Origin of the sequence: Buchananella hordeovulneris (genome assembly GCF_001907235.1) — a bacterium.
GTDB lineage: Bacteria > Actinomycetota > Actinomycetes > Actinomycetales > Actinomycetaceae > Buchananella > Buchananella hordeovulneris.
In genome coordinates this window covers 1-25877 of record NZ_MQVS01000013.1, presented here as the reverse complement: position 1 = coordinate 25877, position 25877 = coordinate 1, and the positions used below count along the sequence as shown (strand labels likewise).

The window sequence follows — 25877 nt, the reverse complement described above, 5'->3', positions numbered from 1 at the left end:
GATCTTTCTGTCAGTTGCCGGTCAGGTCCGAATACAGGCGGCTGTAGGCGGCCCCGACTGTGGCCGCGGAGAAACGCTGCCCGATCGAGGCGGCGACGGCGGCGGCATCCGTGTGCTCCAGGCGGGCCGCCATGGTTTGCAGGGCGTCGGCGTAGGCGGCGGCGTCCTGCTCGGCCACCAGGATGCCGAAGTCGGGATCGATGTATTCGCCCTGCCCGCCGGTGGCGCCCACCACCACCATGCGCCCCGCCACGAGGGCCTCGGCGGCGGAGACGAAGAAGTTGTCGGCGCGCGTGGGACCGAAGAATAGGTCGGCTTGCGCGAGGGCCGCGTGCACCCCGGCCAGGTCCACCGACCCGAGCAGGCGCACCTCCACGCCGAGCGCGGCCGCCAGCTCCGCCGTGGCCTGCCGCAGCGGCCCATCCCCCACCCACGTCAGGCGGGTGGGCAGGCCGCGTCGGTTCAGCTCCGCGCACGTGGCCACCGCCAGCAGCGGGTCCTTCCGCTCGATCAGGCCGCCGACGGATACCAGGTCCAGCACCCCGTCCGGCGGTGGGGTGGGGGCCACCTGGGCCAGCGGCTCGACGATGCACGGCACCACCGCCGTGGAGCGCGCGCCCCGGATCTCCCGAATCGGCGCGGCCAGGAACTCGCACACCGCCGTCACCACCTGCGGCAGGCGCAGCACCTGCCGCACCGCCGGCAGCAGCGCCTGCCACCATTTGGGCAGGGTGCCGGGCGTGGTCAGCCCCGACCAGTGCTCGGTATGCACCCACGGCAGGCGCGGGCGGGTGAAAACGAACGGCAGCAGCGACGAGATCGCCATTGTGTGCACGACGTCTGCCCCGCGCAGGTAACGCCGCAGCTGCCGCCCGGCCCGCAGGATGGACAGCGGGTTGGTCGGCTGCATGGGGATGCGCCGCACGGGGAAGCCCGCGTGGTGCAGCTCGCGGGAGCCGTCGTCGACGCCGGGGGAGACCAGGTGCACCACCCGCACCTCGTGCCCCTGGGCCGCAATCGCCTGCAAATCCCGGACCGTGAACGCTCCCAGGCCGGGCTTAGTTTCGGTGGGGAACCACGTGGTGACGCAAATGATCCGCATGGCTCTAACCTACCGGGCCCGTTCCCTCACCCGGCGGCGGGGCGGCCGACGGCTTGGCCACTTCGGCGGTGTCGGCGGTGTCGGTGGGCGTGGCCCCCTCATCAGCGTCCGCATCCCCCCGCTCCGCGTCAGCGGCCGACGCATCCACGGTGCGGGCCACGTGCAGCGCCATGAGCGTCATCCCGATCAGCAACACCGCCATCGCCCCGGACATGACGGCCAGCGTCGTGGTGAACGGCCACGGATTGGCCCACAGGATGCCGAGCGGCACCACGGTGTAGAGCACCGAGAACGCCAACAGCAGGCCCTGGCGCTCGGCCACGATGAACAGGGTGGAGATGGGGGAGGTGATGAGGGTCATGAAGAGCCACGGGATGAGGGCCCGCACCATCATCCCGGCGGGCTGCCACTGCGGGCCGATGAACGTGACGAACAGCCACGGCCCGGCCAGCCACAGCAACGCGAACGGGACGATGCCCACCGCCACCGAGCGCACCACCGACTGCTTGACGAACCGGGACATCTCCCCGGGGCGCAGCTCGGTGAAACGCTGGAAGAACACCTGCGACACGGCCCCGTTGATGAGGGCCAGGGGGATGCCAAGGAAGCGTTGGGTGGTGGTGTAATAGCCGACCTCGCCGAGAGCTACCGTCCCGATCAGCAGCGTGATGCCGTTGTCGCGGATCGCGTCGACGATGGCGTTGGGGCCGTTTACCAGCGGCATGCGCTTGTAGCGGCGCATCATGTCGCGCAGGCTCGGCTCGTCCTTGGTTGACAGGGTGAAGAGGGTGCGGGCGCGGCGCAGCAGCGTGCCAAGCGCCAGGAACTGGCCGAGCAGGGTGCCGACGATGAGCCCCGCCGCGCCCCGCAGCGACGTGAACGACAACCCGATCTGCGTCACCGACACCGACGTGGACTGCACGATCCGGTTCAGGGCGATCGGCTTGTATTCCTGGCGGCGGTTAAACCAGAACACCACCAGCGTGATGCCCCCCAGGGACAACACCGACAGACCCGTAAACGGCATCCAGAACTTCAGGCGCGGCTCGTTGTAATGCCGGGCGATGGCGTCGGCCCCGAGCGTGCACACCACCGAAGTGAGCACCGACATCAGCAGCAAGATGCGGGCCGCCAGGCGGAAGACTTGCTTGGCCTGCGCGTCGGTCTTCGGCAGCATCACCGCCATGTCGTAGCGCCACGCCGCCACCGACAGGGCCAGGCCGACGACGGCGGTGTACAGGCCGAGCAGGCCGACGTCGGCCGGGGAGTAGCGTTTGAGCAGGTAGACGGTGAGCACCATCATCACCAGCTGCGACAGCGCTGAACCGGAGAACAGCACCAGCACCTGCGACAACAGCTTGTGCTTGGCGATCTCGCCCCGGAGGCGCGCAATACGGGAACGCATCTTCCCCCTTTTTATCTGTCGGTGCCGACCCGGCTGGCCAAAAACCCGGTCATCCTACCCGCGCTCGGCGCGCGCCTGCGCGGCCGCCAACAGCGAATCGGCCACATCCTGGTACTGCGCTTCGGCGTTGGCCAGGGTGCGCCACGTCTCGCGGGCCGCGGCCGACATGGCGGCGTACTCCTCCTGGGTCAGGCCCGCCACCCGCTCCAGGGCGTCGGCGATCTGGCCCGGCGTGGCCGCCACCGGCACGAGGAAGCCGTTGACGCCGTCGTGCACGATCTCCCGCGTGCCGCCCGCGTCGGTGGCCACCACCGGCAGGCCCGCCGCGAAGGCCTCCATGATCGACACCGGCACCCCCTCCGAGGAGGAGGTGTTCACGAACACCGCGAAGTCGGTGTTGGCGTACAGGTCGTGGACCTGGGCGTTATCCAGGCGGCCCAGCATCTGCCACTTCACGCCGCGAATCGTGCGCTCGGCGTAGGCGCGCATCTTTGCCAACCGCTCGGGCACGAACTCGCCGACGTGCGTCCAGGCCGCCGCCCGCCCGCGTGCCCCCAACTCCGCCACGGCATCGACCAACAGATCCACGCGCTTGTACGCCGCCATGTGGGAACACGAGACGATCTGTAACGGGGCGGTCAAACGCCGCGGCCGCGTCTTCAGGAACGGCACCCCCAGGCGGCGGATGCGCAGCTTGTCCGCCTGGGCGGGGCAGTGCCGCTCCAACTGCGCGGCGGCATATTGCGAGATCGGCCAGACCTCGTCGCAGTTTTCCAGCAGGAAGGGGCGGGCCGGGAGGTAGCCGTGCTGGGTGTCGGCCTCGTCAACGTCGTAGGCGTGGGCCCGCGCATACAGGGCCGGGCGCAGGTGCGCAAACCGTCCCTTCTTCCACAACGCCCCGATGGCGGCACCCGTGTAGAACCAGTACGAATAGAACGTCACCGTATCGAACTTGGCGAACTCGGCCGGGGAGATGACGCGCCGCAGTCGCCGCTCCAACTCCAGGGCCGTGGTAGCAAACCGCATGTCAATGATCCACCGCCACAGGCCCCGCCACGGCCAGCTCTCCACCATGTCGCGGTGCCGCCACAGCACCGGCAGGGTCCACTTCAGCGCGTGGCGCCGCCAATCGGCCGAGCGGGAGCGCGGCGCCAAGCGAGACGACACGTTAACCGGCAGCGCCCGCGTCAAGCGCGCCCCCTGCCGCTGCAGCACCGGCACCACCAGCACCTTGTCAAAGTTCGCGGCCAGCGCCGCGATCTCCTGCTCGAAGAACTCGTCACCAACCTCGTACGGGTAGTGGTCGGTGAAAACGATCAGTGCGTGGCGGGCCATGCGTGCTCCTTTCCGGATAGCGGGCGGCGGCAGCTAGGACAGCGAATCGAACAGATGGTGGCGCGGGCCCCACGCGTCCTTCAGGAACGCGCGGGCCCACCGCCCGAGAACGGGATCCAGGCGCAGGGTGCGCCGCGCCTGCTCCCAGCGCGGCTCGCGCAGCAGCAGGTTGAAACCGAGCGGGTGATGCGTGTGCCCCCACAGTCGCACCAGGTGGGAGGCGGCCGGCAGCAGCCCCGTGGCGCGCAGGGCCCGCTCGGCCCGCGCCCGCACCCCACCCGAGACGGCCACCGTGCGCTCCTCGTGCAGGCGCGGGGCCTGCCCCGTGACTGTGGCGTAGAGCCGCTCCACGTGCCGCGCATAGAACGCCCGCGTCGCCGTCAGCTCAGCCGCCCCAGCCGTCCACAGCCGGTACACGTCCGCCTCCAGCATCGGGTAGGCCCAATCCAAGCCCAAGAACTCGTAGGTGCGGGCCGAGTTGTTGATGTACTTACCCTGCCGCTCACGCGAGTTGAAACTCTCGATAGCGTCGCGCACCGCGCGAGGCGAACCGTCGTAGTCCAGCAGCTGCAGCAGGGCGGCGACGGCCGCGCTCGCGGTCGGCGGCGCGGTGGGCACGTCTGGGGCCAGGTTGAAGTGGTGGGCGAGGATGCGTTGCGTGACCACCTCGGCGGGCACGGGCGCGGCCGCCAGGAGGGCCTCGTCGTGCATGTTGCCAACGACGGTGTGGCCGGGCAGCACGACGGCGTTGGCCGGGATGCGGGCCTCGCGCAGCAACTCGACGAGGGCGATGTAGTCCTGGGCGTGCGGCAGGGCCGAGCAGGACCAGGCCGCGCGCATCCACTGGCCCGTGGCGGGCCGGTCCCAGACGCGGCGCACGACGGCGGGCGTGTAGGGCACCAGCTGCCAGTCGTAGCCCGCGGCCTCGGCCACGGCCCGCGATAGGCCCTGCTCGGCGGCGCCGGGCCGCCCGTAGGTGAAGCAGGTGACGTCGCGCGCGCCCAGCATCTTCAGGTGCGCCACTAACAGCCGCGAGTCCAGACCACCCGACAGCGGCAGCACCAGGTGGCGGCCCGCCGCGGCGGCCAGCAGGCGCTCCAGGGCGGCGCGGATCGTGGACTCCAGGGCGGCGTCGAAGGCCGCCTCGTTGGCAATCTCGGTGGCGGGCGGCTCGTGGCGGGCCAAGCCCCAGGCGTCGGTGGTGGTCTGGCCGGTGGCCAGGTCGATGGTGAGGGTCGAGCCCGCCTCCACCTGGCCGACGTTAGTGAACAGGGTGCGCGGGCCCGTGACGAAACCGGCGGACAGCAGCTCGACGCGGGCGGCCGGGTCGATGGCGGCAGCCCAGGCCGTGGCCTCGTCAGGGTCGTCGGTGATGCGCACGGCGGTGGGGGTAAGGGCGTAGAACAGCGGGAAGGAGCGGGTGCGGTCGGTGGTCAGGCGCACCTGCCGCGCGCCGATCTCGACGGCCGCGAAGTGCCCCAACCAGTCGGCCACCCCCGCCAGGCTCGTCACCGGGCCCGGGCCCGGCAGGCCCGAGCGGACGTGCAGCGAACCCGAGGCAGACCACGCCCCGCTCCCGGGCCGAAAATCGACGCTACGCAAGCCAAACTCCCCACGGCAGACCAACAGGCAATCCCCGTGATTCTAGGCGCTGCGGCCCGTCGATGGGCCTAGCCGTCGGTGCGGGGGGCCAGGGGCGGCAGGAGCCCACCCATCTCGGCGGGCAACCGCACGGGCCGCCCGTCGCGTACGACCACGATCCCCAGCCACCGCCAGGCCCCGGGCGAGGCACCCAGGATCTCCTGGGTGGCGGAGTCGCGGACAACCAGTTCCCCCTCCGGCAGGTGCTCGAATTGGTAGCCGACCTGCTGACCCGTTTGCGGATCCCACATGCGCACGCCGCCCTCGCTCCCGACCGTGACCAGCTGCCCGGAGTCAGCGAACCCGAGGTGAACGATCTCGGCGGGGTGGGCGGCCAGCGCCGCCATCGCCCACCCGCTCGCCACGTCCCAGAGCCGCACCTGGCCGCCCTGGTCGCCGGTGGCCAGCAGGTGCCCGGCGGGGTGGAAGGCGACGGCCAGCTGCGGGCGGCGGTGACCGACCAGGCGGTGGCGTAGCGTGCGGGTGGAGGTGTCCCACAGGTAGCCGACTCCGGCGTCGTCGGAGCAGTAGAGCAGTGGGGCGTGGGGGTGGAAGAGACACAGGTCGGTGTCCGCGGCGTGCCCCGGCAGGAACACTGGACCGCTGCCGTCGGGCAGTGACCACAGCCGCACCTCTCCGATGCCGCCGGTGACGGCCAGCACGGTGCCGTCGGGGTTGACGGCGAGCTGGCAGCTGGAGCGGTAGTCGTCGGCCAGCTGCCGCAGGCGAGTACCGGTGGAGGCCTCCCACAGCCACACCTCGGACGAGTCGCAGAGCGTGACGACCCGGGCGGCACCCGGCAGGTAGGCGATGGCCTCGACGCCACCGGGGGCGGCCAGGGAGCGCAGGCAGGCCCCGGTGTTGGTGTCCCACAGGCGAGCGGGGGAGTCCGGGCCGCCGGTCAGCAGCCACGGGCGGTCGGCGGGCAGGGCCAGGCAGGTCGCGGGCCACGGGTGGCCGGTCAACACCTGGCGGCACCGCCCGGTCGCCACATCCCACAGGCGCACGGAATCGTCACTGCTGGCCGTGGCCAGCGTGCGGCCGTCGGGATGGAACTGGGCGAGGCAGACGACGTCGGTGTGCCCCGCCAGCCGCGCCGTCGGCTGACCGTTGCGCAGCGACCACAGCACCGCCCGCCCCGCGAGGTCGCCCGTCACCAGCTGGTCGCCGCGCGGCGACAGTGCCGCGGCGTGCAGGGTGCCCGTGTTGCGGGTCAGCTCGTGCAGGCACGTCCCGTGCGTGGGGTCCCAGATGCGGGCGCTGCCGTCCCGGCTGGCCGTGACCAGGCGGTCGCAGGTGGATGAATACTCCACGCTCTCAATGTCTGCGGTGTGTGCGGCCAGGGTGTGCAGGCAGGCCCCGGTCTCTGCGTCCCACACGCGGACGGTGGCATCAATGCTGCCCGTCGCCACCGTGCGGCCGTCCGGCGCGAACCGGGCCGCCGTCACCTCGCCGACGTGCCCGGGCAGCTCGCGTATGCACGCCCCGGTGGTGGCGTCCCACAGACGGACGACGCCGTCCTCCCCACCGGTGACCAGGCGCCTACCGTCGGGGCTGCAGTGCGCGGTGTGCACCCGCAGGCCGCTGCTCGGCAACAGCACCCGACTCTCCCCGGTGTGGAAGTCCCACAGGCGGGTCAGCCCCTCCCACGCGCTCGCCAACAGGCGGCTGCCGCCGGGCAGGGCCAGGCAGAGCGTGAAAGAGTCCGTGTCCTCCCGCAGCGTGTGCGCCAGCTCGCCCGTCGCCAGGCGCCACACCCGCACTCCGCCGTCCATGCAGGTGGTGACCAGGTGGGCGCTGTCGGCGGTGCAGGCCCAACCGCTCAGGTCATCCGGGTGAGGCAGGGCGGCCAGCGGGCGGGCGCCGTCGGCCTGCCACAGGCGCACCGTCGCGTCGTCGCTGGCGGTGAGCAGGAGCCGCCCGTCGGGACTGAAGGGCGCGTCGGTGACCCACCGGGCCGCGCGGGGCAGCTGGTGCAGGCAGTCCCCGCTCGCGGTATCCCACAGGCGCAGCGTTCCCCCGTCGTCCCAAGTGGCCAGACGGTCGCCGTCCGGGTGGAAGCAACCACCGTCGACCCAGTCGGCGTGCCCGGCCAGAATGCGGAGGCACTGGCCGGTGGTGGCATCCCACAGGCGGGCCGTGGAGTCGGCGCTGGTGGTGAGCACCAGGGCCCCGTCGGGGCTGAAAGACGCGTGAGTCACGACGCCGCCGTGGCCCACCAGCGTGGCAGGAATGTGGCCGTTCACGCTCGGCCTCCCGGCGGTGGGGACAGCGGATTGTCAACATGCGGGAAACGGTGTCTGGCGCCCCGGCCTCCCGGCGGCGGGGACGGCGGGCGGTGATGGGGCTGAAAGACAGTGCTGGGCAAGCCAAACTCCCTGCGGATTCCGGTGCGGCGACAGCAGCGATCCTAGGCGGGGAGCCGGGGGTGCGTCAGGGAGTGGGCAGCCCGCTCCCTGTGTTTGTGGGGGAGGGGCAGCGACCGGGCCCCGCCCTAGATGTCTGCCAGGGAGGGACAGGCGCCATATACACCGGATGAGGCGCGTGGGTGGCCAGTTAGGGCGGTCAGCGGCGTGGCAGGTTCTTGAATGCCCGGGCCGCTTGCTGGGAAAACTGGGGACAGTCTCGCCCCAGCCTTGTGACTACCTCTTGAGGTCGGTGCGCGGTGCAGGTGTCCGTGGTGGATAGGGGGATAGATGTGTGACCTGAAGTTAATGAACCGGTTTGGTGATTACAGAATGGGAAATGGAAGACGCAGGTAGTGTGTTGTTGGCGCCAGCATGATGTGGGTGAGGAGGACAGAGTGCGTCCGGTGGATTGGTCTGTGGTGGGGTTTTCGGGGGATCCGGTGGCGGGTGATCCTGTGGTGGTGCGTGATGGGGGGCGGCGGTATGTGGGGGTGGCTGAGCGTTTGGGGCGGTGTGCGCAGGTGTTGCGGGGGCTGGAGGCGGGGGCTAGCCAGTCGGAGTCGGTGGCTGGGTTAGTGGAGGTCAAGGATGGGCTGGTTGATGAAGCGATGAGGGCTGAGGGGCGGTATCGGGCGGCGGGGGCGGCGTTGGAGGCTTATGCGGTGGTGTTGGATCGGGTGCAGGTGGAGAGTCTGGGGGCGTTGCAGGTGGCGGTGGGGGCGGGTCTTGAGGTGGAGGCCGCTGAGCGGGAGGGTGCGTATTGGCAGCAGCGGGCTACTGAAGTAGCCGGGAGTATGGGGGCGGGGGTGGAGGTGCCTGCGGGAGCTGGTGGGGTTAGCGACCCGGGGATGGAGGAGTTGGGGCGGTGTCAGCGGTTGGTAGAGCGGGCGTAGGAGGAGCGGCGGGCGGCGTTGGGGGTGATTGCGGCTCAGCGGGAGGTCATTGCCCGGGCGGTGGCTGATAGGGATAGCGCAGCAAGGCGGGCCATTGAGCGTATTGAGCAGGCCGGGGCGGCTGATGGGTTGGCTGATAAGTGGTGGGATGACTGGGGGGCGCCTTTAGTCAAACTGGTCTCCAAGCTGGCGGGGCTGGTGGCGACCTTGGCGGGCATGTTGGCGATCGTGTTGGCTTTCGTCCCGTTTGTCGGGCCCATACTGGCCGCGGGACTGTTGGCGATCTCGGGACTGGCCTCTCTACTGGCAGCCCTGGCCGATGTGACACTAGCGATCTCGGGAGACGGGACGTGGGGACAAGCAGCCCTGTCGATCGTGTTTGCCGGCCTGTCATGTATCGGCCTGGGCAGCCTACGCACCATGGCCGGCAGCGCCAAGGGCCTGGCCAGTGCGCCCAAGATGTGGGCCAACGCCGGGGGCCTGCGCCAGGTCGGCGGCGCTAGAGGACTGGCCCGGGCTTATGGCGCCAACGCCAAAACCGCGGCCTTAGAACTACGCCAAGCCACCATCCAGACCCTACGTCACCCAGCAACCAAACTAAAAAACGCCGCCAAAGCCTTACGAGCCAACCGCTGGACCACACCCGGCCGGGGAGCAAAAGACCGTCTGAAAGAACTCGTCGCAAAAAGTGACCAGTTGAAAGCAGAGCGCGATGAATTGATTGCTCAAATAGAAGACTTGCTCCCAGAGGGCTATGCGGTTAAACATCTTTCATCAAAGCGTATAGAAGACACTTTGGAAAAGATGGAGCTTGAAGGGGTTAGTGGTACAGTCACTGGTCGTCTGCAAATTGATGCTATTAAACTGAGTAAGTTGCATGGAAGGATTTCCCGTATTGGTGAGGAGATTGGTGAGGTTGGTGGGCTGGCGCATCTGGAGGGGCAGGGTGTGCGGGTGGTTGATTCGTTCTTGGCTCCTGGTCCGGGGAAGATGCGTCTGGATGCCATGGGGTTGTCGGCAGATGGTAAGACGTTGATCGTCGCTGAGTTTAAGGGGTTAAAAGCCGAGCTGTCAGGCACTCCGCGAGCAACAATGCTTGAAGGACTCGCTAAGCAGGGCACCGCCCCCTATACGCGCGATCGTATGTTAACCGACTCCAGAGTCGCGCAATACCTAGCAGACACGCCACGGGTTTGGGGCACAGTAACCAGCGGGCAGATGCAATACCAACTCCAAGTCATCTACACTAGATCACCCGAAATAATCAAAAGCACCGTGCTGGATTTCGACCTCACACCCGAAGTGCTCGAAGAGCTCACCAAACGCGTCAACAAACTGCTATCCTAGGCTAAGTCGATAGTGAAAGGAGTAACCCATGGCTGTTTTTCGCGTACTGCCGATCGAGCGCTGCCTAGAACTCATCACCGCCTGGACAGAAGCTCCATGGCCCATCACAACAGAGCAGGGGTGGGAAATCGCCAGAGCTTTGGGCTGGGAACAGGACCCGAATAATACTTTTCTGTTCTATAGCGAGCTTCCAAGAGGCGACGAAGGGGACTGTATATGTAACTCCATGGACGGACTTACCTCTTGGGTAGCATTCCCATTAGCCACGCGGAATAGCGGAGAGAAAGAAGATGTGGTCACGCCTGCTATCGCCAAAAGTGCCCAGCACCTTCTGTTGCTGTTGACAGAAAACTATGGCGGACCAACACTATCAAAATCCCACAACGGCATTAATGTTAACAAGTGGGAGCTGCCTTCAGGGATATCAGTGCGAATTAGTCATAGCGGTACAATGTTCCGGGTTGCCATTTCGTCTCCTGAGGTTGTGAGGGTGCTTAACGATCCGCGTTCTGATCCTGATTATGAACGCCTGTAGACGTGGGTGGTGTTAGCGAAGAGCTGTGACGGTTCAGTGGGGTAGCGGCTTGAGGTGAGATAATTTTTGCCAGCAATTGCTCTGCATGTCCGGTGGGTGCATAATTCCCCTTATTTTGAGATTTATGCATGCGAGAAGACAACAAGAACGACTGACTCATCGAAATCCCGGACGTGGGTCTAGTTGGCGTCTTGGCATGTCTGGCTGTTGAAGCTGCTGACTGGTATGGCCGGGGTAGCTATCAAAGGCTGTCGCACGGCTCGACCCGTGGCTGCTGTTTGTTCGCCGCCGAATACTGCCTTGTGAACAGATGCAAAACCAACTCCAAGTCATCTACACCAGATCACCCGAAATCACCAAAAGCACCGTGCTGGACTTCGACCTCACGCCCAAAGCACTCGAAAAACTCACCAAACGCGTCAACAAACTGCTATCCTAAACCCAGTTGACATCGGAAGGAACAAGCCATGGCGATTTTTCGCGTACTGCCGATCGAGCGCTGCCTAGAACTCATCACCGCCTGGACAGAAGCTCCATGGCCCATCACAACAGAACAGGGGTGGGAAATCGCCAGAACCTTGGGCTGGGAACAGGACCCGAATAATACTTCTCTGTTCTATAGCGAGCTTCTAAGAGGCGACGAAGGGGACTGTATATGTAACTCCATGGACGGGCTCACCTCTTGGGTGTCTTTTCCCTTGGCAACATGGGCAAGCGATGAAAAAGAGGAAGTGACCGCCCCTGCTATCACCAAAAGGGCGCAGCAAATTCTGGAATTGCTAGCCGAAATGTACGGAAAGTCAGCATGTGTTGAATTTGAAGGAGGTGTTAAATCTGCCGAGTGGGAGCTGGCTTCAGGTGCGGTGATTGAAATCCATTATAGCGACAAGGTGCTCATGGCCACAATTTCGTCTCCTGAGGTTGTGCAAATACTGAACGATCCGCGTTCTGATCCTGATTATGAGCGGCTGTAGGGTAAGCCTGCGGCAGTCAAGGTTTGGATCTTCCTCACATAAGCTTAAAAACAAGTTACAGCGAAGGTTGTTTAGTGGGTGGTGTAGGCGAGTAGGGATAGGACGGTTGTGATGGTTTGTTTGTGGGTGTGGTGGGGGCGGCGGTAGTTGGTGGCTAGGATGCGCCAGTTTTTCAGGTGTGTGATAAGTTGTTCGGCCACGTATCTGATTTTGTTGATGTCCCGGGCGTGGTCTTTGTCCAGCTCGGTTAGTGGCGTGCCGGGAGTTTGTTTGGGTGGGGTTGTCAGGCCGCGCCCAATATAGTCTTTATCGGCGATGATGCTGGTTGGGTCTAGCACGTCTAACAGGCCCGAGATGTCTAGGGCGCGCACGTCGTGCACGCTGCCAGGTAGCGGGTCACCCGCCCACGCCAGGCGTCCGCTCAGGGTGGCTAAGACCTGCAAGTTGACCCCGGGGCGGCGGTGTTTACCACTGTAGAGGCCGACCTGGTCACGTCAGGCCCAATACGGCAGGAGCGTGCCATCTAGCACGTAGGACTGACGCGGGTCTATCTCTTCTACCGTGGCCAGCCAGCCCTCCAAGGCCTGGCCGATCAGGCCCGTAAGCGCACACACCGCCCGACTGATCGTCGACTGTGACACCCCCCATCAGCTGGCCGATACAGGCCTGGGACAGATTGTGACGCAAGTAGAGTAAACACGCCCGCACCCCTCGCCCCAGCCCCAGACAGGGCGGGATACGGTGATCAGCGAGTTCCTCTCCAACCCAAACCACCAAGTCAGCAAACTGCTTAACAGTCAACCCCGTGCTACACTCCACCCTGACAGCTCGTTTCTTTGAGAGTTTTGCTTATTCCTAACCAAATCCTCCCAAAAAACGAGCTGTCACCCCATCCACGACACACCAAAACCCCTGAATAACCTTCTACCTGTTGGAAAGAGGTGTGTTGTGAGTGATTTCCGCATCCTTGGTCCTGATCGCTGTCTAGAATTGATCCTTGCTTGGGCAGAGGCTGACTGGCCCATGAGCCGAGAGCAGGCTCAATTTATCGCACTGGGGCTGGGGTGGCTCACTATTGCAGGAATGTCGAGGCATTTTTGTAGTGAGCTCTCTTCAGGGGAGCCAGATTGCAATCTTGGTGAGCTCAGGTGGAATATAAGTGGTATTGACTTCCCTCTATCGAAGCGAGCCTCTGGTGAAGAAATTGCCAAAGCAGAGGCGGCAATTTTGTCACTCGCGACTGAGCTTGAACGCCGTGTGACAGAGCGTTACGGCGAGCCGCAGAGGTCTGAATTGGAAGAAGACGGAATACGTTCCTATAAGTGGACACTCTGTTCCGGGCTGTCTTTTGACGTGTTTTATACCCACAAGATGATCCATGTCACGATCACTTCTCCCGCACGAAATAAACTCCTGACTACTGCGCGAGCTTACCTCGAAGAGAATCGAGAAAGTGAAGAGCTGTGACAGTTCAGTGGGGTAGCGGCTTGAGGTGAGATAATTTTTGCCAGCAATTGCTCTGCATGTCCGATGGGTGCATAATTCCCCTTATTTATTAGATTTATGCATGCGAGAAGACAATAAGAACGACTGACTCATCGAAATCCCGGACGTGGGTCTAGTTGGCGTCTTGGCATGTCTGGCTGTTGAAGCTGCTGACTGGTATGGCCGGGGTAGCTATCAAAGGCTGTCGCACGGCTCGACCCGTGGCTGCTGTTTGTTCGCCGCCGAATGCTGCCTTGTGAACAGATGCAAAACCAACTCCGAGTCATCTACACCAGATCACCCGAAATCACCAAAAGCACCGTGCTGGACTTCGGTCTCACGCCCGAAGTATTCCAAGAGCTCACCAAACGCGTCAACAAACTGCTAGGATGAAAATCTACTTATTGGAAAGGGGGAGCTATGAACGATTTCCGCATCCTTAGCTCTGAGCGCTGCTTGGCGTTGATTCGCGCATGGGTGCACGCACGGTGGCCGTTGACTTTGGAACAGGGCGTAGTTATAGCGAAGCAGTTAGAATGGAAACCTTCTAATGTCCGAACTAATCTGTTCTGTAGCGATCTTGCTGAAGCCGACGAGGCTGACAGTAGAATGACCGTTGTGGATGGAATGGTTCTTAGGGTGTCGTTCCCGTTGAGTTCAATTGCCGACGAGGAAAAAGCGTTCACGCTAATGATTTGCGAGCTTGTAGAGCAAGTCGAGGAACTATTGGTGAAAGAATGGGGCGAACCCTATAGGGATGCGGACCGTTCCGGCATAAGATCAAGTCAATGGGAGTTGTGTTCAGGTGTCACAGTTAGAATAAGCTGGGATCGCACAACTGCAGATGCCTCAGTGTGGTCGCCGGAACTTACCGCCCTGATGAAGGAGTCCGGTTCAGGCGAGTAGCTTGAAGGTGCATACTGGCTTGTGGCCGGGTGCGGGAAGTGTTTGACGCTCACCGCGGGTTTGCTGGGGTCCGCCAGATCCGTGGCCTGCCAGCCCTGGCCGGGTTGGCCTGCAGCGTGAAGCTGGTCGGGCGGCTCGTGCGCGAGCAGGAACACAAAACCCAAGCCGCCTAACCCACAACAAACCCACGCCACCCGTCCAAAAACTTGACAGCGTCACAAGTGCCGCGTCTGGAGCCTGCCTGCCGTCTGCTCCGCTCACCCCCACCCGTCCGGCAGGCCGGGCAGCGGCCCCACCGGCTCCCGCACCGGCCGCCCGCTGCGCACGGCCACGTGCCCCAGCCACTGCCCGGCCCCGGGCGAGGCACCGATCACCTCCTGGCTGGCCCCGGCCCGCACCAATATCTCCCCGCCGGGCAGGGGTTCGCCCTGGAAGCCAACTTGCTGCCCAGCCTGTAGATCCCACTGCCGCACCGCGCCATCCCGGCCCACCGTCCATACCGTGGCGCCTGGCCCGCGCCCCACCGCGACCGCCCCGCCGGGCGGGCCCGCGATAACCCCGGTCACCCGCCCGTCCGGCACCCGCCAGCTGCGCACAGTGCCGTCGGCGTGCCCGGTCGCCACCGCTGCGCTGTCGCCGACAAACACCCCGCCGTAACATTCGGCCCCCGGTGGCGCCGCCAGCTCGGCTGCGAGTCGCCCGGTGTGCGCGTCCCACAAGCGGGCCACCGACGTGCCGTCGGTTACCAGCAGCCAGCGCCCGTCCGGGCTGAAAGAGAGCCGCACCTGCGTGTAGGTGCTGTGCCCGGGTAATTCGGCCCGCCGTTCCCCGCTCTCCGCGTCCCACAGGTGCACCGTGCCGTCGGCGTCCCCGAGCGCCACCACGGCGCCGCCCGGCGCCCAGACCCCCGCCGTGACGGCCGCGGTTCCGGGCAACACCCGCAGGCAGTCACCACTCTGTGCGTCCCACAGGCGCGCGGTGGCGTCGTCGCTGCCGGTCAGCAGCCGCTGGCCGGACGCGTCGAACGCGCACACCGCCACCTCCCGGCCGTGCCCGGCCAGGACGCGAGACGCGCGCCCCGCCGCGTGGCGCAGCCAAACCAGACCGTCGACGCCCCCGGTCGCGGCCGTCGCGCCGTCCGGGCACAGGGCGACGGCCGCCCCCCAGCCGTCCCACGCGCACAGGCAGACCCCGCTCTGCACGTCCCACAGGCGGGTGGTGCCGTCGAAGCTGGTGGTCAGTGCCCGCCGCCCGTCCTCGCTCAGGCAGGCGGCGGAGACATGGTCGGCGTGCCCGGTCAGGGCCACCGGTCGCCCGTCCACCCGCCACACCCACGCCGCCCCGTCCGTGAACGCGGTAAGTACCGCGGTGGGGGTGCAGGCGGTCGCCGCCAGCTCGGGGTGGGCGCAGGCCGCCAGCGGGAGGCAACCCGCCCCGTCAACCTCCCGCAGGCACGCCTCCCGTTCGCCGACCAGAAAGACCCGCGCCGCGTCGGCAAAGCCCACCGATAGCAGCGCGGGCCGCGGCCCCGCCCACTGGCCCAGCCCCGGCCCCTTTCGGGCAGGCAGCAGTTCGACGGTGGTGTCATCCCATCCCACCACCAGGTGCCGCCCGGTGGGGCAGAAAGCGGCGCGGACGACGACGTCGTGGTCCCGCTCGATAATCCGCAAGCAGGCGCCCGTGGCGGTCTGCCACACGCGGGCGGTCCCGTCGCAGCTGACGCTCAGCAGCAGCGCGCCGTCCGCGGAAAACTCCAGCGACAGCGCGCCGTCGCGGTGCCCGGCCAGCTGCCGGGCTTCCGCCTCGCCCGCGCCCCGCCACAGCCACACCCGGCCCGCCTGGTCGCTGGCCGCCACCTGCCGTCCGTCGCCGCTGAGGGCGACGCGCCGCAACGGCCCGCGCCCGGGCGCCAGCATCCGCAGGCACGCCCGCGTCGCGGTGTCCCAGAGACGGACCGTGCCGTCGTAGCTGGCGGTGGCTACCGTGGTGCCGTCGGCACTGGCCGCCCACCCGGTCACCGCCCGGGTGTGGCCGGGGGTGGGCGTCGGCGCCCCGACCTCGGGCCACCACCACAGCGTCCCGTCCCGCCCCGTCAGCACCGCCAGTTGCCAGCCGGGCACGTAACCGCCGCCCGCCAGCGGCCCGCACCCCACCGGTCCCGGCAGCTGCCGCCCGGAGGCGAGCCGCCACAACCGCGCCCGCCCGTCGGCGTGACAGGTGAGCAGGCGGGCTCCGTCGGCGCGGAGACTCGCCGACTCCACGGGCGCGGCAGGTCCTGCCAGCACCCGCAGGCAGGCCCCCGTGGTCGCGTCCCAGAGGCGGAGCGTGGCGTCCTCGCCCCAGGTGACCAGCCAGGCGCCGTCCGGGCTCACGGCCCCGCCCGCCAGTGCGCCGCTGTGCCCGCTCAGGGTCACCGGCGCGACGCCGCCCACCCGCGTTGTCACTGCCAGGGCTGGCCCGTCAGCGTTTGATAGGCCTCAAGGTAGCGCTGCCGCGTTCGCTCCACGACCGCGGCGGGCAGCGGCGGGGGCGCCGCGCCCGCCGCCCGGTCCCACCCGGCGGCCGCCGACGTCAACCAGTCGCGCACGTACTGCTTGTCGAAACTCGGCGTGACCTGCCCGGGCCGCCAGGCGTCGGCGGGCCAGAACCGGGACGAATCCGGGGTCAGCACCTCGTCACCCAGCAGCAGCTGCCCGTTAAAGTGCCCGAACTCGAACTTCGTGTCCGCCAGGATGATGCCGCGCGCTGCCGCCAGCGTCGCCGCCTGCCGGTAGACCGCCAGCGACGTCTCCCGCAGCGCGTGCGCCACCTTTGCCCCCACCCGGGCCGTCACCTGGGCGAAGGACACGTTCTCGTCGTGCTCCCCGACCGCGGCCTTCGTCGCGGGGGTGAAGATCGGCTCCGGCAGCGCGCTGGCCTCCGTCAGCCCGCCCGGCAGCTCCACCCCGCACACTTGCCCGCCCGCGTGATACTCCGCCAGGCCCGAGCCCGTCAGGTAGCCGCGCACCACGCACTCCACCGGCACCATCTCCAGGCGGCGGCACACCATCGCCCGGCCCGCCACCGCCGTCGGCACGTTAGTGGACAGCACGTGATTGCCCACCACGTCCGCCAACTGCGCGAACCACCACAGCGACATCGCCGTCAGAATCTTGCCCTTATCGGGGATCGGGGTGGGCAGCACAAAGTCGTAGGCGCTAATGCGGTCCGACGCCACCACCAGCACCCGGTCGCCCGCCCCGTCAGCGGGGGCATACAGGTCACGCACCTTGCCGGAATAAATGTGCCGCCAGCCCGGCAGCGCGGGAGCAGAAATAGCCATGCCCCCATTTTCCCACTCGCGCCCGGCCCGGCCCGCGCCCGCTGCTCGGTGTTCGCGCCCGCGCCCGTCGCCTCGGCACCGTGTCGCCAAGTTGCGACCCGCAAAAGCTCCCATCCACCCCGCTGCGGTCACTAAATTGCCGTCGAAAGCCATACTCGCTAAGGGAGCAGACATGTCCAACCAGTACAACCTCACCAGCTACGTGGGCCAACTTCTCGAAGCGCACGACGCGCAAATCGAGGAAGACGGCGACAAGATCCGGGTCACGAACTGGCCGCAGCCCATCAGCTTTGAGGGCACCGCCTTCGTCAGCGAGGGGGACGGCAGCGTCATCTCCCGCTTCGACGTGGTGGCGACCCTGCCGGACGGGCGTGAGGTGTGCGAGGCGTTCGGGGACAGCAGCAACGACGTTGAGGGCGCCCTGAACAGCAACCTGCACAGCTTCACCACCTCGTCCCTGCACGTCATGATCGCTGCTTTCTCGGGCGAGCCGGGCGAGGTCGACGTGGAGGAGTGGCCCACCGCCAGCGGCCCGGCCCGCGTTTACGTCGGCCCCGCCGTGTGGAAGAGCAACGCCGCGGACTGCGGTCACCTAGACGTGCCCGCCGGTTTTTGGGACCTGGGTGGCCAGGTGGTGGCCGACAAGCAGCTGGCACCCGGCTTCCACTTCCTGCGCATCTACTACGCCCGCAACGGCGACGACGTCTTCGCCGCCGAGTTCCAGCTTGACAACGAGGACCTGCCCGGCCCCCAGGAGGCCCTGCGGGCCATGGACTGGCAGGCCCACGACTTCTTCTACTCCGCGCGCCACTTCGCCATCCTGCACGTGGGCGGCTAAGCGTCCGGCAGGGCTGTGGCGGATCGCAAACGGAGGGCGTCCCCTTGCCCGACTACCATGGGAGGTGCTGCCTGCCACCACCTTGGAGGACCGATGGGACGCATCGTCGTCGAAGTAATGCCCAAGCCCGAAATTCTCGACCCGCAAGGAAAGGCCGTGCGCGGCGCCCTGCCGCGCCTCGGCATCGACGTGTTCACCGATGTGCGCCAGGGCCGCCGGTTCGAACTCACCGTCGCGGGCCCCGTCACGGAAGACCACCTCGCCCAGGCCCGCCAAGCGGCCGAAAAGCTGCTGTCCAACCCGATTATCGAGGACGTCGTCTCGGTGCACGCCGTGGAGGAGGAGCGGTGAGCTCGGGCAACCTGGCGGCCGCCCGGGTCGGGGTCATCACCTTCCCCGGCACGCTCGATGACCGCGACGCCGCGCGCGCGGTCCGCCTGGCCGGGGGCACGCCCGTGTCCCTGTGGCACAAGGACACATCCCTGCGAGACGTCGACGCCGTCATCATCCCGGGTGGTTTCTCCCACGGCGACTACTTGCGGTGCGGCGCCATCGCGCGCTTCGCTCCTATCATGGACGAGGTCATTGCGCGCGCGGGGGCGGGAATGCCCGTGCTGGGCATCTGCAACGGGTTCCAGATCCTGTGCGAGTCGCACCTGCTGCCGGGTGCCCTGATCCGCAACGACCACCAGCGTTTCATCTGCCGTGACCAGAAGCTGCGCGTCGAAAACACCGCCACCCCCTGGACCCGCGATCTAGCGCCGGGCCGCGAAATCACCGTGCCGCTGAAGAACGGGGAGGGCGGTTTCGTGGCCGACGAGGTCACCCTGGCGCGCCTGGAAGGTGAGGGCCAGGTGGTGTTCCGGTACCTGGAGGTCAACCCCAACGGTTCCCTGCACGACATTGCCGGGATCTGCAACGAGGCCGGGAACGTCGTCGGCCTCATGCCACACCCCGAACACGCGGTCGAGGTGGGCTTCGGCCCGGACTCTCCGGCTGGTCCACGCACCGGCACCGACGGCCTGGCCATCTTCACGTCCGTGCTCAACGGTCTGTTGGCCGCCTGAGGAGGGGAAAACCATGACTGAACACCTGCCCGACACGGTAGAAAACGCCGCCGCCACGCCCGATCAGGAGATGCCGTACGCCGAGCTGGGGCTGAAGAGCGACGAGTACGCGCGCATCAAGGAACTGCTGGGGCGGCGTCCCACCGCGGCCGAATTGGCCATGTACTCGGTGATGTGGTCCGAGCACTGCTCCTACAAGTCGTCCAAGAAGCACCTGCGTACCTTCGGGCGGCACACCACCGACGCGATGCGCACCCACTTGCTGGTGGGCATGGGTCAGAACGCCGGGGTGGTCGACATCGGCGACGGCTGGGCCGTGACCTTCAAGGTCGAATCCCACAACCACCCGAGCTTCGTCGAGCCCTACCAGGGGGCGGCGACCGGTGTCGGTGGCATCGTGCGCGACATCATCTCCATGGGGGCTCGCCCCGTGGCCGTCATGGACCAGCTGCGGTTTGGGGCGGTCGACCACCCGGACACGGCCCGCGTCGTGCACGGCGTGGTGGCCGGGGTGGGCGGCTACGGCAACTGTCTGGGCCTGCCCAACATCGGCGGCGAGATCGAGTTCGACTCCTCCTACCAGGGCAACCCGCTGGTCAACGCCCTGTGCGTCGGGGTGCTGCGACACGAGGACATCCACCTGGCCAACGCCTCGGGCGCGGGCAACAAGGTGGTGCTGTTCGGGGCTCGCACCGGCGGCGACGGCATCGGTGGGGCCTCCATCCTCGCCTCGGAAACCTTCGAGGACGGCATGCCCGCCAAACGCCCCAGCGTCCAGGTGGGCGACCCGTTCATGGAAAAGCTTCTCATCGAGTGCTGCCTGGAGCTGTTCGCGGCCGGGCTGGTGGAGGGTATCCAGGACCTCGGGGCGGCCGGCATCTCGTGCGCCACCTCCGAGCTGGCCAGCAACGGCGACGGCGGCATGCACGTGTGGCTCGACGACGTGCTGCTGCGCGACCCGACACTCACCGCGGGTGAGATCCTCATGAGCGAGTCGCAGGAACGCATGATGGCGGTCGTGCGGCCGGACAAGCTGGCGGAGTTCCTCGCCGTGACCGCCAAGTGGGATGTGGAGAGCGCCGTCATCGGCGAGGTCACCGGCACCGGGCGCTTGACGATCGACCACCACGGTCACCGCATCGTCGACGTCGACCCCAAGACGGTGGCCCACGAGGGCCCCGAATACGACCGTCCCTACGCGCGGCCGGCCTGGCAGGACGCCCTGAACGCCGACTCGGCGGCCCGCCTGGCCCGGCCGGTCGGCCCGCAGGAGTTGCGGCAGGCCATCCTGGCGGTGGCCACCGACCCGAACCAGGCCAGCGCCGCCTGGGTCACCGACCAGTACGACCGCTACGTGCAGGGCGCCACGGCCCTGGCTCAGCCCGACGACGCCGGGGTGGTGCGCGTGGACGAGGCCACCGGCCGGGGGGTGGCCATCGCCACCGACGCCAATGGGCGCTTCGCCAAGCTTGATCCGCGTGCCGGGGCCGCCCTGGCGCTGGCTGAGGCCTACCGCAACGTGGCCACCGTGGGGGCGCGCCCGCTGGCGGTCACCGACTGCCTGAACTTCGGTTCGCCCGAAGACCCGGATGCCATGTGGCAGCTAGTGGAGGCCATCGAGGGCTTGGCGGCGGCCTGCCAGGCCCTGGGGGTGCCGGTCACCGGCGGCAACGTCTCGCTGTACAACTCCTCCGGCACCGAGAAGGGGTTGCCGACCTCGTCCATCAACCCGACCCCGGTCGTCGGTGTGCTCGGGGTGCTCGACGACGTGTCGGTCGTGGTGCCGTCGGGCTGGGCGCAGGCTGACTGCGAGGTGCTGCTACTGGGGGCCAGCGCGGCCGAACTGGATGGGTCGGCGTGGGCGCGAGCCGTGCACGACCACCTGGGGGGTCTGCCGCCGCGCGTGGACCTGGCCGCCGAGCAGGCCCTAGCCGAAGTGTTGGTGGGGGCCGTGCGGGCGGGCGAGGTGTGTGCCAGCCACGACCTTTCGGCCGGGGGCCTGGCCCAGGCGCTGGTGGATGCCACGGTGCGTTTCGGCGTCGGGGCGCAGCTCGACTTGTCGGCCGTGGCCGAGCGCGACGGGATCGACCTGTTCGAGTTGCTGTTCAGCGAGTCGGGGGCGCGGGCCTTGGTGGCCACCCCCGCGGGGCACGCCGCTAAGGTGCAGGCTCGGGCGCAGGCCGCGGGCGTGCCGGTGGCGCGCATCGGGGTAACCGGCGGGGCCGAGTTGGTGATCGCCGGGGTGGCGGGCCTGGACGTGGCCGAGTTGCGGGCAGTGGTGGACGCGCCGCTGCGGCGCCACTTCGATTAGCCGCTTCCCGCTTGCGGGCGGGGGCATGGGCGGGGCACTGGCCGAGACGGCGGGTGCCCCGCCCGGCGCTATTCGGTCTTGCTCAAGGGGGCGGCGCCCAGGCTTTCGAGGAGACGGGCGGCGTGGGTGAACATGTCTTTGACGTTCTCGGGTCCCAGGATCGCCGAGTAGAGCCCGGCCATGGAGAAGACCGAGCTGATGATGAAGGCCAGGGCCTCGTGCTGCGGCCCGGGCTCCTGGCCTTCCTCCTCTACGCAGAGGCGGGCGGCGGCCTGCAGCAGTGCGTTGATGTGGGTGGCCGCTCGGGCGCGCCCGGCCGGGTTGCGGATGGCGAACAGGAGGGTCTCCAGGGCGAAGGTGACGTCGGTGGTGTCCTCGTCGGTGCACATCTCCTCCCACGTCTGTGGCGCGGTGCCGTTGGCGTAGTGCTCGGCCATCACCTCGTGCTGTAGCTCGTAGTGCCGGTCGGCGGCAGCGAGGAGGAGCTCCTCCTTGGAGGCGAAGGAGCCGTAGATCGCCCCCTTGGTGAAGTTGGCCTCGGCCGCGATGTCGGCCATCGAGGCCCCGGCGAAGCCTTTGGCGGCCACCACCCGCTTCGTGGCGGCAAGGATCTCTTCCTGCGTGGCGGTGCGGTTGTGTTTGCGTCGCTCAACCGCCTCGGCTTTTTTCGTCAGGGTGTCGGCGGCGTCCTGCAGCTGCTGGGAGACCTGGTTGAAGGCACGGGCTTGGGCAGCGCTGCTGGTGTCGAGCAGGTCGCGGTTGAGGGCGCGCGCTAGGCCGCCGACGGCTTGCGTCAGGTTGCGCAGGGCGTTGGCTACTCCGGGGGACTTTTCCGACTCACTCATGCCCCCATGATACCGCTCGGTATGAGTAGTGGAGGGAAGGGATTTTGGGGGCAAAAAGCGCTTGCAGGGCCACGACGCCGATGATACCTTTCGGAATATTCCAGACGGTATGGAATTTGACGGAGGAGAATCATGACTCTCAGCGTGTCGCACCTGCAGCGCACCTTTCCCACCCGGCACGGCCCCGTGCATGCCAACGTCGACCTCACGCTTGAGGTGCCCGCCGGGCACGTCCACGGCCTGCTCGGCCACAACGGCGCCGGCAAAACTACCCTCATTCGCCAACTCGTCGGCCTCCTGCAGCCCACGGCCGGCGAGATCCACCTCGACGGGCACGACCTCGTCGCCCGCCCCGCCCTCGCCCGGCGCCTCATCAGCGTCCAAGCCCAGGGAACCGTCCCCATCTCGGGCCTGCCTCCCCGCAAGGCGATCGAACTCGTCGGCCGCCTGCGCGGCCTACCCCGCGCCGAGAGCAAACGGCGCGCCGCGGCCCTCGTTGACGCTCTCGACATCGGGGAATGGGCCGACCGGGTTAGCCAGACCCTCTCCGGGGGTGTGGCGCGCCTGACTGCCTTCGCCATGGCCGTGGTGGCCCCCGGCCACCTCGTGGCCCTCGACGAACCCACCAACGACGTCGACCCGGTGCGCCGCCAACTGCTGTGGCGCCAGGTCAGGGAGGTGGCGGACGCCGGAGCTGCCGTGCTGCTGGTGACCCACAACGTGCGTGAAGCCGAAACCGCCGTTGACCGCCTGACCATCCTCGACCACGGGCGCGTCATCGCCGGAGGCAGCCCCGCCGAACTGCTCAGCGGACCTGACGCGCCGCGCAGCCTCGAAGACCTCTACATCCAACTCACCCAGCAAGCCGAGGTGACCCAATGAAAACCTTCAAACAGTTCGGCCTGTTTCTGCAGTGGCAACTGCGCCGTCAGGCCCTGGCCCTGCCCGTCTACTTCGCCCTGCAAGTCATCATTGCCGCCGCCATTACCCTCGGCTACGGCCTGATTGTCGGGGAGGTGGATCAGCGCACCAGCCTGTTCCTGACCACCGCCGCCATCACCATTTGTCTGCTCATGCTGGGGCTGGTGGTGGCCCCACAAACCGTGGCCGACACCCGGGCCGAGGGCGGATACGAATGGATGCTCACCCTGCCCGTGCCCCGGGCCGTCTTCGTGTTAGCGGACATGCTGGTGTGGATGGCCCTGGCCCTGCCGGGACTAATCTCCTGCATCGTGGTGGGCAGCTGGCGTTACGGCCTGGACTTCTCCCCCAGCTGGGCCGTGGCCCCCGCTGTGCTGCTGGTGGCGTTCGGCGCCACCGCCATCGGCTACGTCCCCGCCGTCACCTTCGGCAAGATCGGCACCCTCATGTGCACCCAGGTCTTCATCATGGGCACCATGCTGTTCACGCCCATCGCCTACCCAGCGGAGCGACTGCCCGCCTGGGGGCGCACCCTGCACGAGTGGCTGCCCTTCGACTCGATGGGGCGCCTGGTGCGCGGCACCATGGCACCGGGCGACTTTCCGCTCGATGCGCGGCCGTGGATCGTGGTGGCCTGCTGGGCGGTGGTGGGGTTCTTGGCGTCCCTAACCATGTTGCGGCGGCGCCGCTGAGTGATGTGCGCAGGCGGGCGGTGGGGCTATGGTCCCCACCGGCCGCCAGGCCGTGAGATTGTCCCACCTCACATTGCCCAGAATGTAAGATCACGGGCGAGGTTTGGGTTAGTCTGTGCCAGGCTTTTACTGCTACGGGTGATGCTGTTTGCGAACGCTAACCGGGGCAGCAGCGGCGCCCGCAGCGGTAATCGTTTAAGCGAACTAGCGCCCCACCCGGGGCCCCGCGAGAAGGGAACCGTCCCATGCATGAGCTTTTGCAGGACGTTTATGACACCGTCGTTGCGCGCAACCGCGGCGAAACCGAATTCCACCAGGCAGTGCACGAGGTGCTCGACTCCCTCGGTCCCCTTCTGGAAAAGGACCCCCACTACGCCGACTTCGGCTTGCTGGACCGCATCGTCGAGCCGGAACGGCAGATCATCTTCCGGGTGCCGTGGGTCGATGACGCCGGGCGGGTGCGTGTCAACCGCGGCTTCCGCGTCGAGTTCAACTCCGCCCTCGGCCCCTACAAGGGGGGCTTGCGGTTCCACCCGTCCGTCAACGGCGGCATCATCAAGTTCCTCGGCTTTGAGCAGATCTTCAAGAACGCCCTGACCAACCAGGGCATCGGCGGCGGCAAGGGTGGCTCCGACTTCGATCCGCACGGCAAATCCGATGCCGAGGTCATGCGCTTTTGTCAATCCTTCATGACCGAGCTGGCCCGCCACATCGGCCCCGACACCGACGTGCCAGCCGGGGACATCGGCGTCGGCGCCCGCGAAATCGGCTACCTCTTCGGGCAATACAAACGCCTAGTCAATCGCTACGACGCTGGAGTGCTCACCGGCAAGGGCCTGGCCTACGGCGGCTCGCTCGTACGCACCGAAGCCACCGGCTACGGGGCCGTGCACTTCGCCCAGTCCATGCTCGGCACCAAGGGCGAGAGTTTTGACGGGCGCCGGGTTGTCGTCTCGGGCTCCGGGAACGTCGCCATCTACGCCACCCAGAAGGCGCAGGCGCTGGGGGCCACCGTCGTGGCGCTGTCCGACTCCAACGGCTACATCGTCGACGAGGCAGGCATCGATCTGGCCCTGGTCAAGCAGATCAAGGAGGTGGAGCGCGGCCGCATCCGCGACTACGCCGACCGCAAGGGCGGGGCCGTGCGCTACGTCGAAGGCGGGTCCATCTGGGACGTGCCATGCGACGTGGCCATCCCCTCGGCCACCCAGAACGAACTAGACGGCGCGGCGGCCGCCACCCTGATTAAGAACGGGGTGCGGGCGGTGTCCGAGGGGGCCAACATGCCCTCCACGCCAGAGGCAGTCGAGGCCTTCCAGGCGGCGGGCGTGCTCTTCGGCCCCGGCAAGGCGGCGAACGCGGGCGGGGTGGCGACCTCGGCGCTGGAGATGCAGCAGAACGCCTCCCGCGACCGCTGGAGCTTCGAGACGGCCGAGGCCGCCCTGGACGCCATCATGGAGGACATCCACAACTCGTGTGCCGCCACCGCGGAGGAATACGGCCGCCCCGGCGACTATGTTTTCGGTGCCAACATCGCCGGTTTCAAGCGCGTGGCTGACGTGATGCTCATCCACGGCGTCATCTGAAGCTAGATCTTGGGGGCGGGTCGCGGAGGCGGCCCGCCCCCTGTGCCTGCTGGCTGAGGCGTGCGGCGGGGGCGCCCTCGGATTTGTTGGGTGGGGTGGGGTGTGCGGCGGCAGGCCGCCCTAGATTGCTACGGGGGCGGCACAGGCGCCATATAGGTGGTGTCAGATGCTCAGTGCAACGGTTTGTTGTGTTGGGTTGGAGGTTGTTGTGGGTTGGGATCGGGATGTGGTTTTGGATGAGTTGGAGATGGGGTTTGCTGGGCG

Annotated in this window: 25 protein-coding genes and 1 pseudogene; 16 read left to right on the top strand and 10 right to left on the bottom strand. The window is 67.2% G+C overall.

The window, feature by feature from the left end:
- Positions 1–10: 10 nt before the first annotated feature.
- From BSZ40_RS10185 to BSZ40_RS10165, 5 genes are all read right to left on the bottom strand, one after another.
- Entirely contained in the window at positions 11–1102 is a 1092-nt protein-coding gene (locus BSZ40_RS10185; RefSeq protein WP_073826036.1) for a glycosyltransferase, read from the bottom strand.
- Positions 1103–1106: 4 nt separating this feature from the next.
- Positions 1107–2507: a lipopolysaccharide biosynthesis protein gene (locus BSZ40_RS10180; protein WP_073826034.1), complete on the bottom strand. Its 1401-nt coding sequence runs from the start codon at positions 2505–2507 to the stop codon at positions 1107–1109.
- A gap of 54 nt (positions 2508–2561) precedes the next feature.
- Positions 2562–3842, bottom strand: coding sequence for a glycosyltransferase (locus BSZ40_RS10175; RefSeq protein WP_073826032.1), 1281 nt, complete (start codon positions 3840–3842; stop codon positions 2562–2564).
- Positions 3843–3875: 33 nt separating this feature from the next.
- A complete protein-coding gene (locus BSZ40_RS10170) occupies positions 3876–5444 on the bottom strand; it encodes an asparagine synthase-related protein (protein ID WP_073826029.1) in 1569 nt (522 codons plus the stop codon).
- 68 nt (positions 5445–5512) lie between these two features.
- The gene (locus BSZ40_RS10165; RefSeq protein WP_073826026.1) at positions 5513–7729 is read right to left on the bottom strand and encodes a WD40 repeat domain-containing protein; all 2217 of its coding nucleotides are present in this window, start codon (positions 7727–7729) and stop codon (positions 5513–5515) included.
- Positions 7730–8286: 557 nt separating this feature from the next.
- Between BSZ40_RS10165 and BSZ40_RS10160 the strand changes: the two genes are divergently transcribed.
- From BSZ40_RS10160 to BSZ40_RS11705, 5 genes are all read left to right on the top strand, one after another.
- Positions 8287–8784: a hypothetical protein gene (locus BSZ40_RS10160; protein WP_143180950.1), complete on the top strand. Its 498-nt coding sequence runs from the start codon at positions 8287–8289 to the stop codon at positions 8782–8784.
- An 18-nt stretch (positions 8785–8802) separates the two neighbouring features.
- Entirely contained in the window at positions 8803–10131 is a 1329-nt protein-coding gene (locus BSZ40_RS10155) for a hypothetical protein (RefSeq protein WP_143180949.1), read from the top strand.
- Between the two features lie 28 nt (positions 10132–10159).
- Positions 10160–10666, top strand: a complete 507-nt coding sequence (locus tag BSZ40_RS11710; protein ID WP_143180948.1) for a DUF6301 family protein — start codon at positions 10160–10162, stop codon at positions 10664–10666.
- Between the two features lie 310 nt (positions 10667–10976).
- Positions 10977–11105, top strand: a complete 129-nt coding sequence (locus tag BSZ40_RS12425; protein WP_281246649.1) for a hypothetical protein — start codon at positions 10977–10979, stop codon at positions 11103–11105.
- A 28-nt stretch (positions 11106–11133) separates the two neighbouring features.
- On the top strand, positions 11134–11640 hold the full coding sequence (locus tag BSZ40_RS11705; RefSeq protein WP_143180947.1) for a DUF6301 family protein: 507 nt from the start codon (positions 11134–11136) through the stop codon (positions 11638–11640).
- Between the two features lie 71 nt (positions 11641–11711).
- On the opposite strand, the pseudogene BSZ40_RS12305 reads toward BSZ40_RS11705, so the two are convergent.
- A pseudogene (locus tag BSZ40_RS12305) lies at positions 11712–12113 on the bottom strand (transposase family protein); the annotation flags it as partial.
- A 21-nt stretch (positions 12114–12134) separates the two neighbouring features.
- Complete coding sequence (locus BSZ40_RS12300) at positions 12135–12281, bottom strand: hypothetical protein (protein ID WP_245794016.1); 147 nt, start codon at positions 12279–12281, stop codon at positions 12135–12137.
- A 307-nt stretch (positions 12282–12588) separates the two neighbouring features.
- Here BSZ40_RS12300 and BSZ40_RS11700 point away from each other — a divergent pair, with 307 nt between their 5' ends.
- From BSZ40_RS11700 to BSZ40_RS12415, 4 genes are all read left to right on the top strand, one after another.
- Positions 12589–13107: a DUF6301 family protein gene (locus BSZ40_RS11700; protein WP_143180946.1), complete on the top strand. Its 519-nt coding sequence runs from the start codon at positions 12589–12591 to the stop codon at positions 13105–13107.
- Between the two features lie 282 nt (positions 13108–13389).
- On the top strand, positions 13390–13518 hold the full coding sequence (locus BSZ40_RS12420) for a hypothetical protein (RefSeq protein WP_281246648.1): 129 nt from the start codon (positions 13390–13392) through the stop codon (positions 13516–13518).
- 27 nt (positions 13519–13545) lie between these two features.
- The gene (locus BSZ40_RS11695) at positions 13546–14031 is read left to right on the top strand and encodes a DUF6301 family protein (protein ID WP_143180945.1); all 486 of its coding nucleotides are present in this window, start codon (positions 13546–13548) and stop codon (positions 14029–14031) included.
- Between the two features lie 38 nt (positions 14032–14069).
- Positions 14070–14204, top strand: coding sequence for a hypothetical protein (locus tag BSZ40_RS12415; protein ID WP_281246647.1), 135 nt, complete (start codon positions 14070–14072; stop codon positions 14202–14204).
- Positions 14205–14288: 84 nt separating this feature from the next.
- On the opposite strand, the gene BSZ40_RS10145 is transcribed toward BSZ40_RS12415, so the two are convergent.
- Complete coding sequence (locus tag BSZ40_RS10145; protein WP_084542798.1) at positions 14289–16475, bottom strand: WD40 repeat domain-containing protein; 2187 nt, start codon at positions 16473–16475, stop codon at positions 14289–14291.
- Complete coding sequence (locus BSZ40_RS10140) at positions 16472–17353, bottom strand: phosphoribosylaminoimidazolesuccinocarboxamide synthase (protein WP_073826016.1); 882 nt, start codon at positions 17351–17353, stop codon at positions 16472–16474. Before BSZ40_RS10140 ends, BSZ40_RS10145 begins: the two co-directional genes overlap by 4 nt.
- A 172-nt stretch (positions 17354–17525) precedes the next feature.
- Between BSZ40_RS10140 and BSZ40_RS10135 the strand changes: the two genes are divergently transcribed.
- From BSZ40_RS10135 to purL, 4 genes are all read left to right on the top strand, one after another.
- Entirely contained in the window at positions 17526–18191 is a 666-nt protein-coding gene (locus BSZ40_RS10135; RefSeq protein WP_073826014.1) for a DUF6348 family protein, read from the top strand.
- Positions 18192–18284: 93 nt separating this feature from the next.
- On the top strand, positions 18285–18542 hold the full coding sequence (gene purS / locus BSZ40_RS10130; RefSeq protein ID WP_073826012.1) for a phosphoribosylformylglycinamidine synthase subunit PurS: 258 nt from the start codon (positions 18285–18287) through the stop codon (positions 18540–18542).
- The gene (purQ, locus tag BSZ40_RS10125; RefSeq protein WP_084542797.1) at positions 18539–19258 is read left to right on the top strand and encodes a phosphoribosylformylglycinamidine synthase subunit PurQ; all 720 of its coding nucleotides are present in this window, start codon (positions 18539–18541) and stop codon (positions 19256–19258) included. Before purS ends, purQ begins: the two co-directional genes overlap by 4 nt.
- Before the next feature lie 13 nt (positions 19259–19271).
- Positions 19272–21569: a phosphoribosylformylglycinamidine synthase subunit PurL gene (gene purL, locus BSZ40_RS10120; protein ID WP_073826009.1), complete on the top strand. Its 2298-nt coding sequence runs from the start codon at positions 19272–19274 to the stop codon at positions 21567–21569.
- 68 nt (positions 21570–21637) lie between these two features.
- Here purL and BSZ40_RS10115 read toward each other — a convergent pair whose 3' ends face one another.
- Complete coding sequence (locus tag BSZ40_RS10115; protein ID WP_073826008.1) at positions 21638–22414, bottom strand: TetR/AcrR family transcriptional regulator; 777 nt, start codon at positions 22412–22414, stop codon at positions 21638–21640.
- 132 nt (positions 22415–22546) lie between these two features.
- Here BSZ40_RS10115 and BSZ40_RS10110 point away from each other — a divergent pair, with 132 nt between their 5' ends.
- The 3 genes from BSZ40_RS10110 (at position 22547) to gdhA (ending at position 25613) form a co-directional block, all read left to right on the top strand.
- Positions 22547–23296, top strand: coding sequence for an ABC transporter ATP-binding protein (locus BSZ40_RS10110; protein WP_073826005.1), 750 nt, complete (start codon positions 22547–22549; stop codon positions 23294–23296).
- Positions 23293–24027, top strand: a complete 735-nt coding sequence (locus BSZ40_RS10105) for an ABC transporter permease (RefSeq protein WP_073826004.1) — start codon at positions 23293–23295, stop codon at positions 24025–24027. Before BSZ40_RS10110 ends, BSZ40_RS10105 begins: the two co-directional genes overlap by 4 nt.
- 245 nt (positions 24028–24272) lie before the next feature.
- A complete protein-coding gene (gdhA, locus tag BSZ40_RS10100; RefSeq protein ID WP_073826001.1) occupies positions 24273–25613 on the top strand; it encodes an NADP-specific glutamate dehydrogenase in 1341 nt (446 codons plus the stop codon).
- Positions 25614–25877: the final 264 nt, after the last annotated feature.

Excerpts from the sequence above, each read along its gene's own strand:
- BSZ40_RS10175 (WP_073826032.1), bottom strand. The coding sequence starts at position 3,842 with ATGGCCCGCCACGCACTGATCGTTTTCACCGACCACTACCCGTACGAG.
- BSZ40_RS10185 (WP_073826036.1), bottom strand. The coding sequence starts at position 1,102 with ATGCGGATCATTTGCGTCACCACGTGGTTCCCCACCGAAACTAAGCCC.
- BSZ40_RS10140 (WP_073826016.1), bottom strand. The coding sequence starts at position 17,353 with ATGGCTATTTCTGCTCCCGCGCTGCCGGGCTGGCGGCACATTTATTCC.
- BSZ40_RS12420 (WP_281246648.1), top strand. The coding sequence starts at position 13,390 with ATGCAAAACCAACTCCGAGTCATCTACACCAGATCACCCGAAATCACC.
- BSZ40_RS11710 (WP_143180948.1), top strand. The coding sequence starts at position 10,160 with ATGGCTGTTTTTCGCGTACTGCCGATCGAGCGCTGCCTAGAACTCATC.
- purL (WP_073826009.1), top strand. The coding sequence starts at position 19,272 with ATGACTGAACACCTGCCCGACACGGTAGAAAACGCCGCCGCCACGCCC.
- BSZ40_RS10135 (WP_073826014.1), top strand. The coding sequence starts at position 17,526 with ATGTCCAACCAGTACAACCTCACCAGCTACGTGGGCCAACTTCTCGAA.
- BSZ40_RS10115 (WP_073826008.1), bottom strand. The coding sequence starts at position 22,414 with ATGAGTGAGTCGGAAAAGTCCCCCGGAGTAGCCAACGCCCTGCGCAAC.
- BSZ40_RS10180 (WP_073826034.1), bottom strand. The coding sequence starts at position 2,507 with ATGCGTTCCCGTATTGCGCGCCTCCGGGGCGAGATCGCCAAGCACAAG.
- BSZ40_RS11705 (WP_143180947.1), top strand. The coding sequence starts at position 11,134 with ATGGCGATTTTTCGCGTACTGCCGATCGAGCGCTGCCTAGAACTCATC.
- gdhA (WP_073826001.1), top strand. The coding sequence starts at position 24,273 with ATGCATGAGCTTTTGCAGGACGTTTATGACACCGTCGTTGCGCGCAAC.
- BSZ40_RS12425 (WP_281246649.1), top strand. The coding sequence starts at position 10,977 with ATGCAAAACCAACTCCAAGTCATCTACACCAGATCACCCGAAATCACC.
- BSZ40_RS11695 (WP_143180945.1), top strand. The coding sequence starts at position 13,546 with ATGAACGATTTCCGCATCCTTAGCTCTGAGCGCTGCTTGGCGTTGATT.
- BSZ40_RS10110 (WP_073826005.1), top strand. The coding sequence starts at position 22,547 with ATGACTCTCAGCGTGTCGCACCTGCAGCGCACCTTTCCCACCCGGCAC.
- purS (WP_073826012.1), top strand. The coding sequence starts at position 18,285 with ATGGGACGCATCGTCGTCGAAGTAATGCCCAAGCCCGAAATTCTCGAC.
- BSZ40_RS10105 (WP_073826004.1), top strand. The coding sequence starts at position 23,293 with ATGAAAACCTTCAAACAGTTCGGCCTGTTTCTGCAGTGGCAACTGCGC.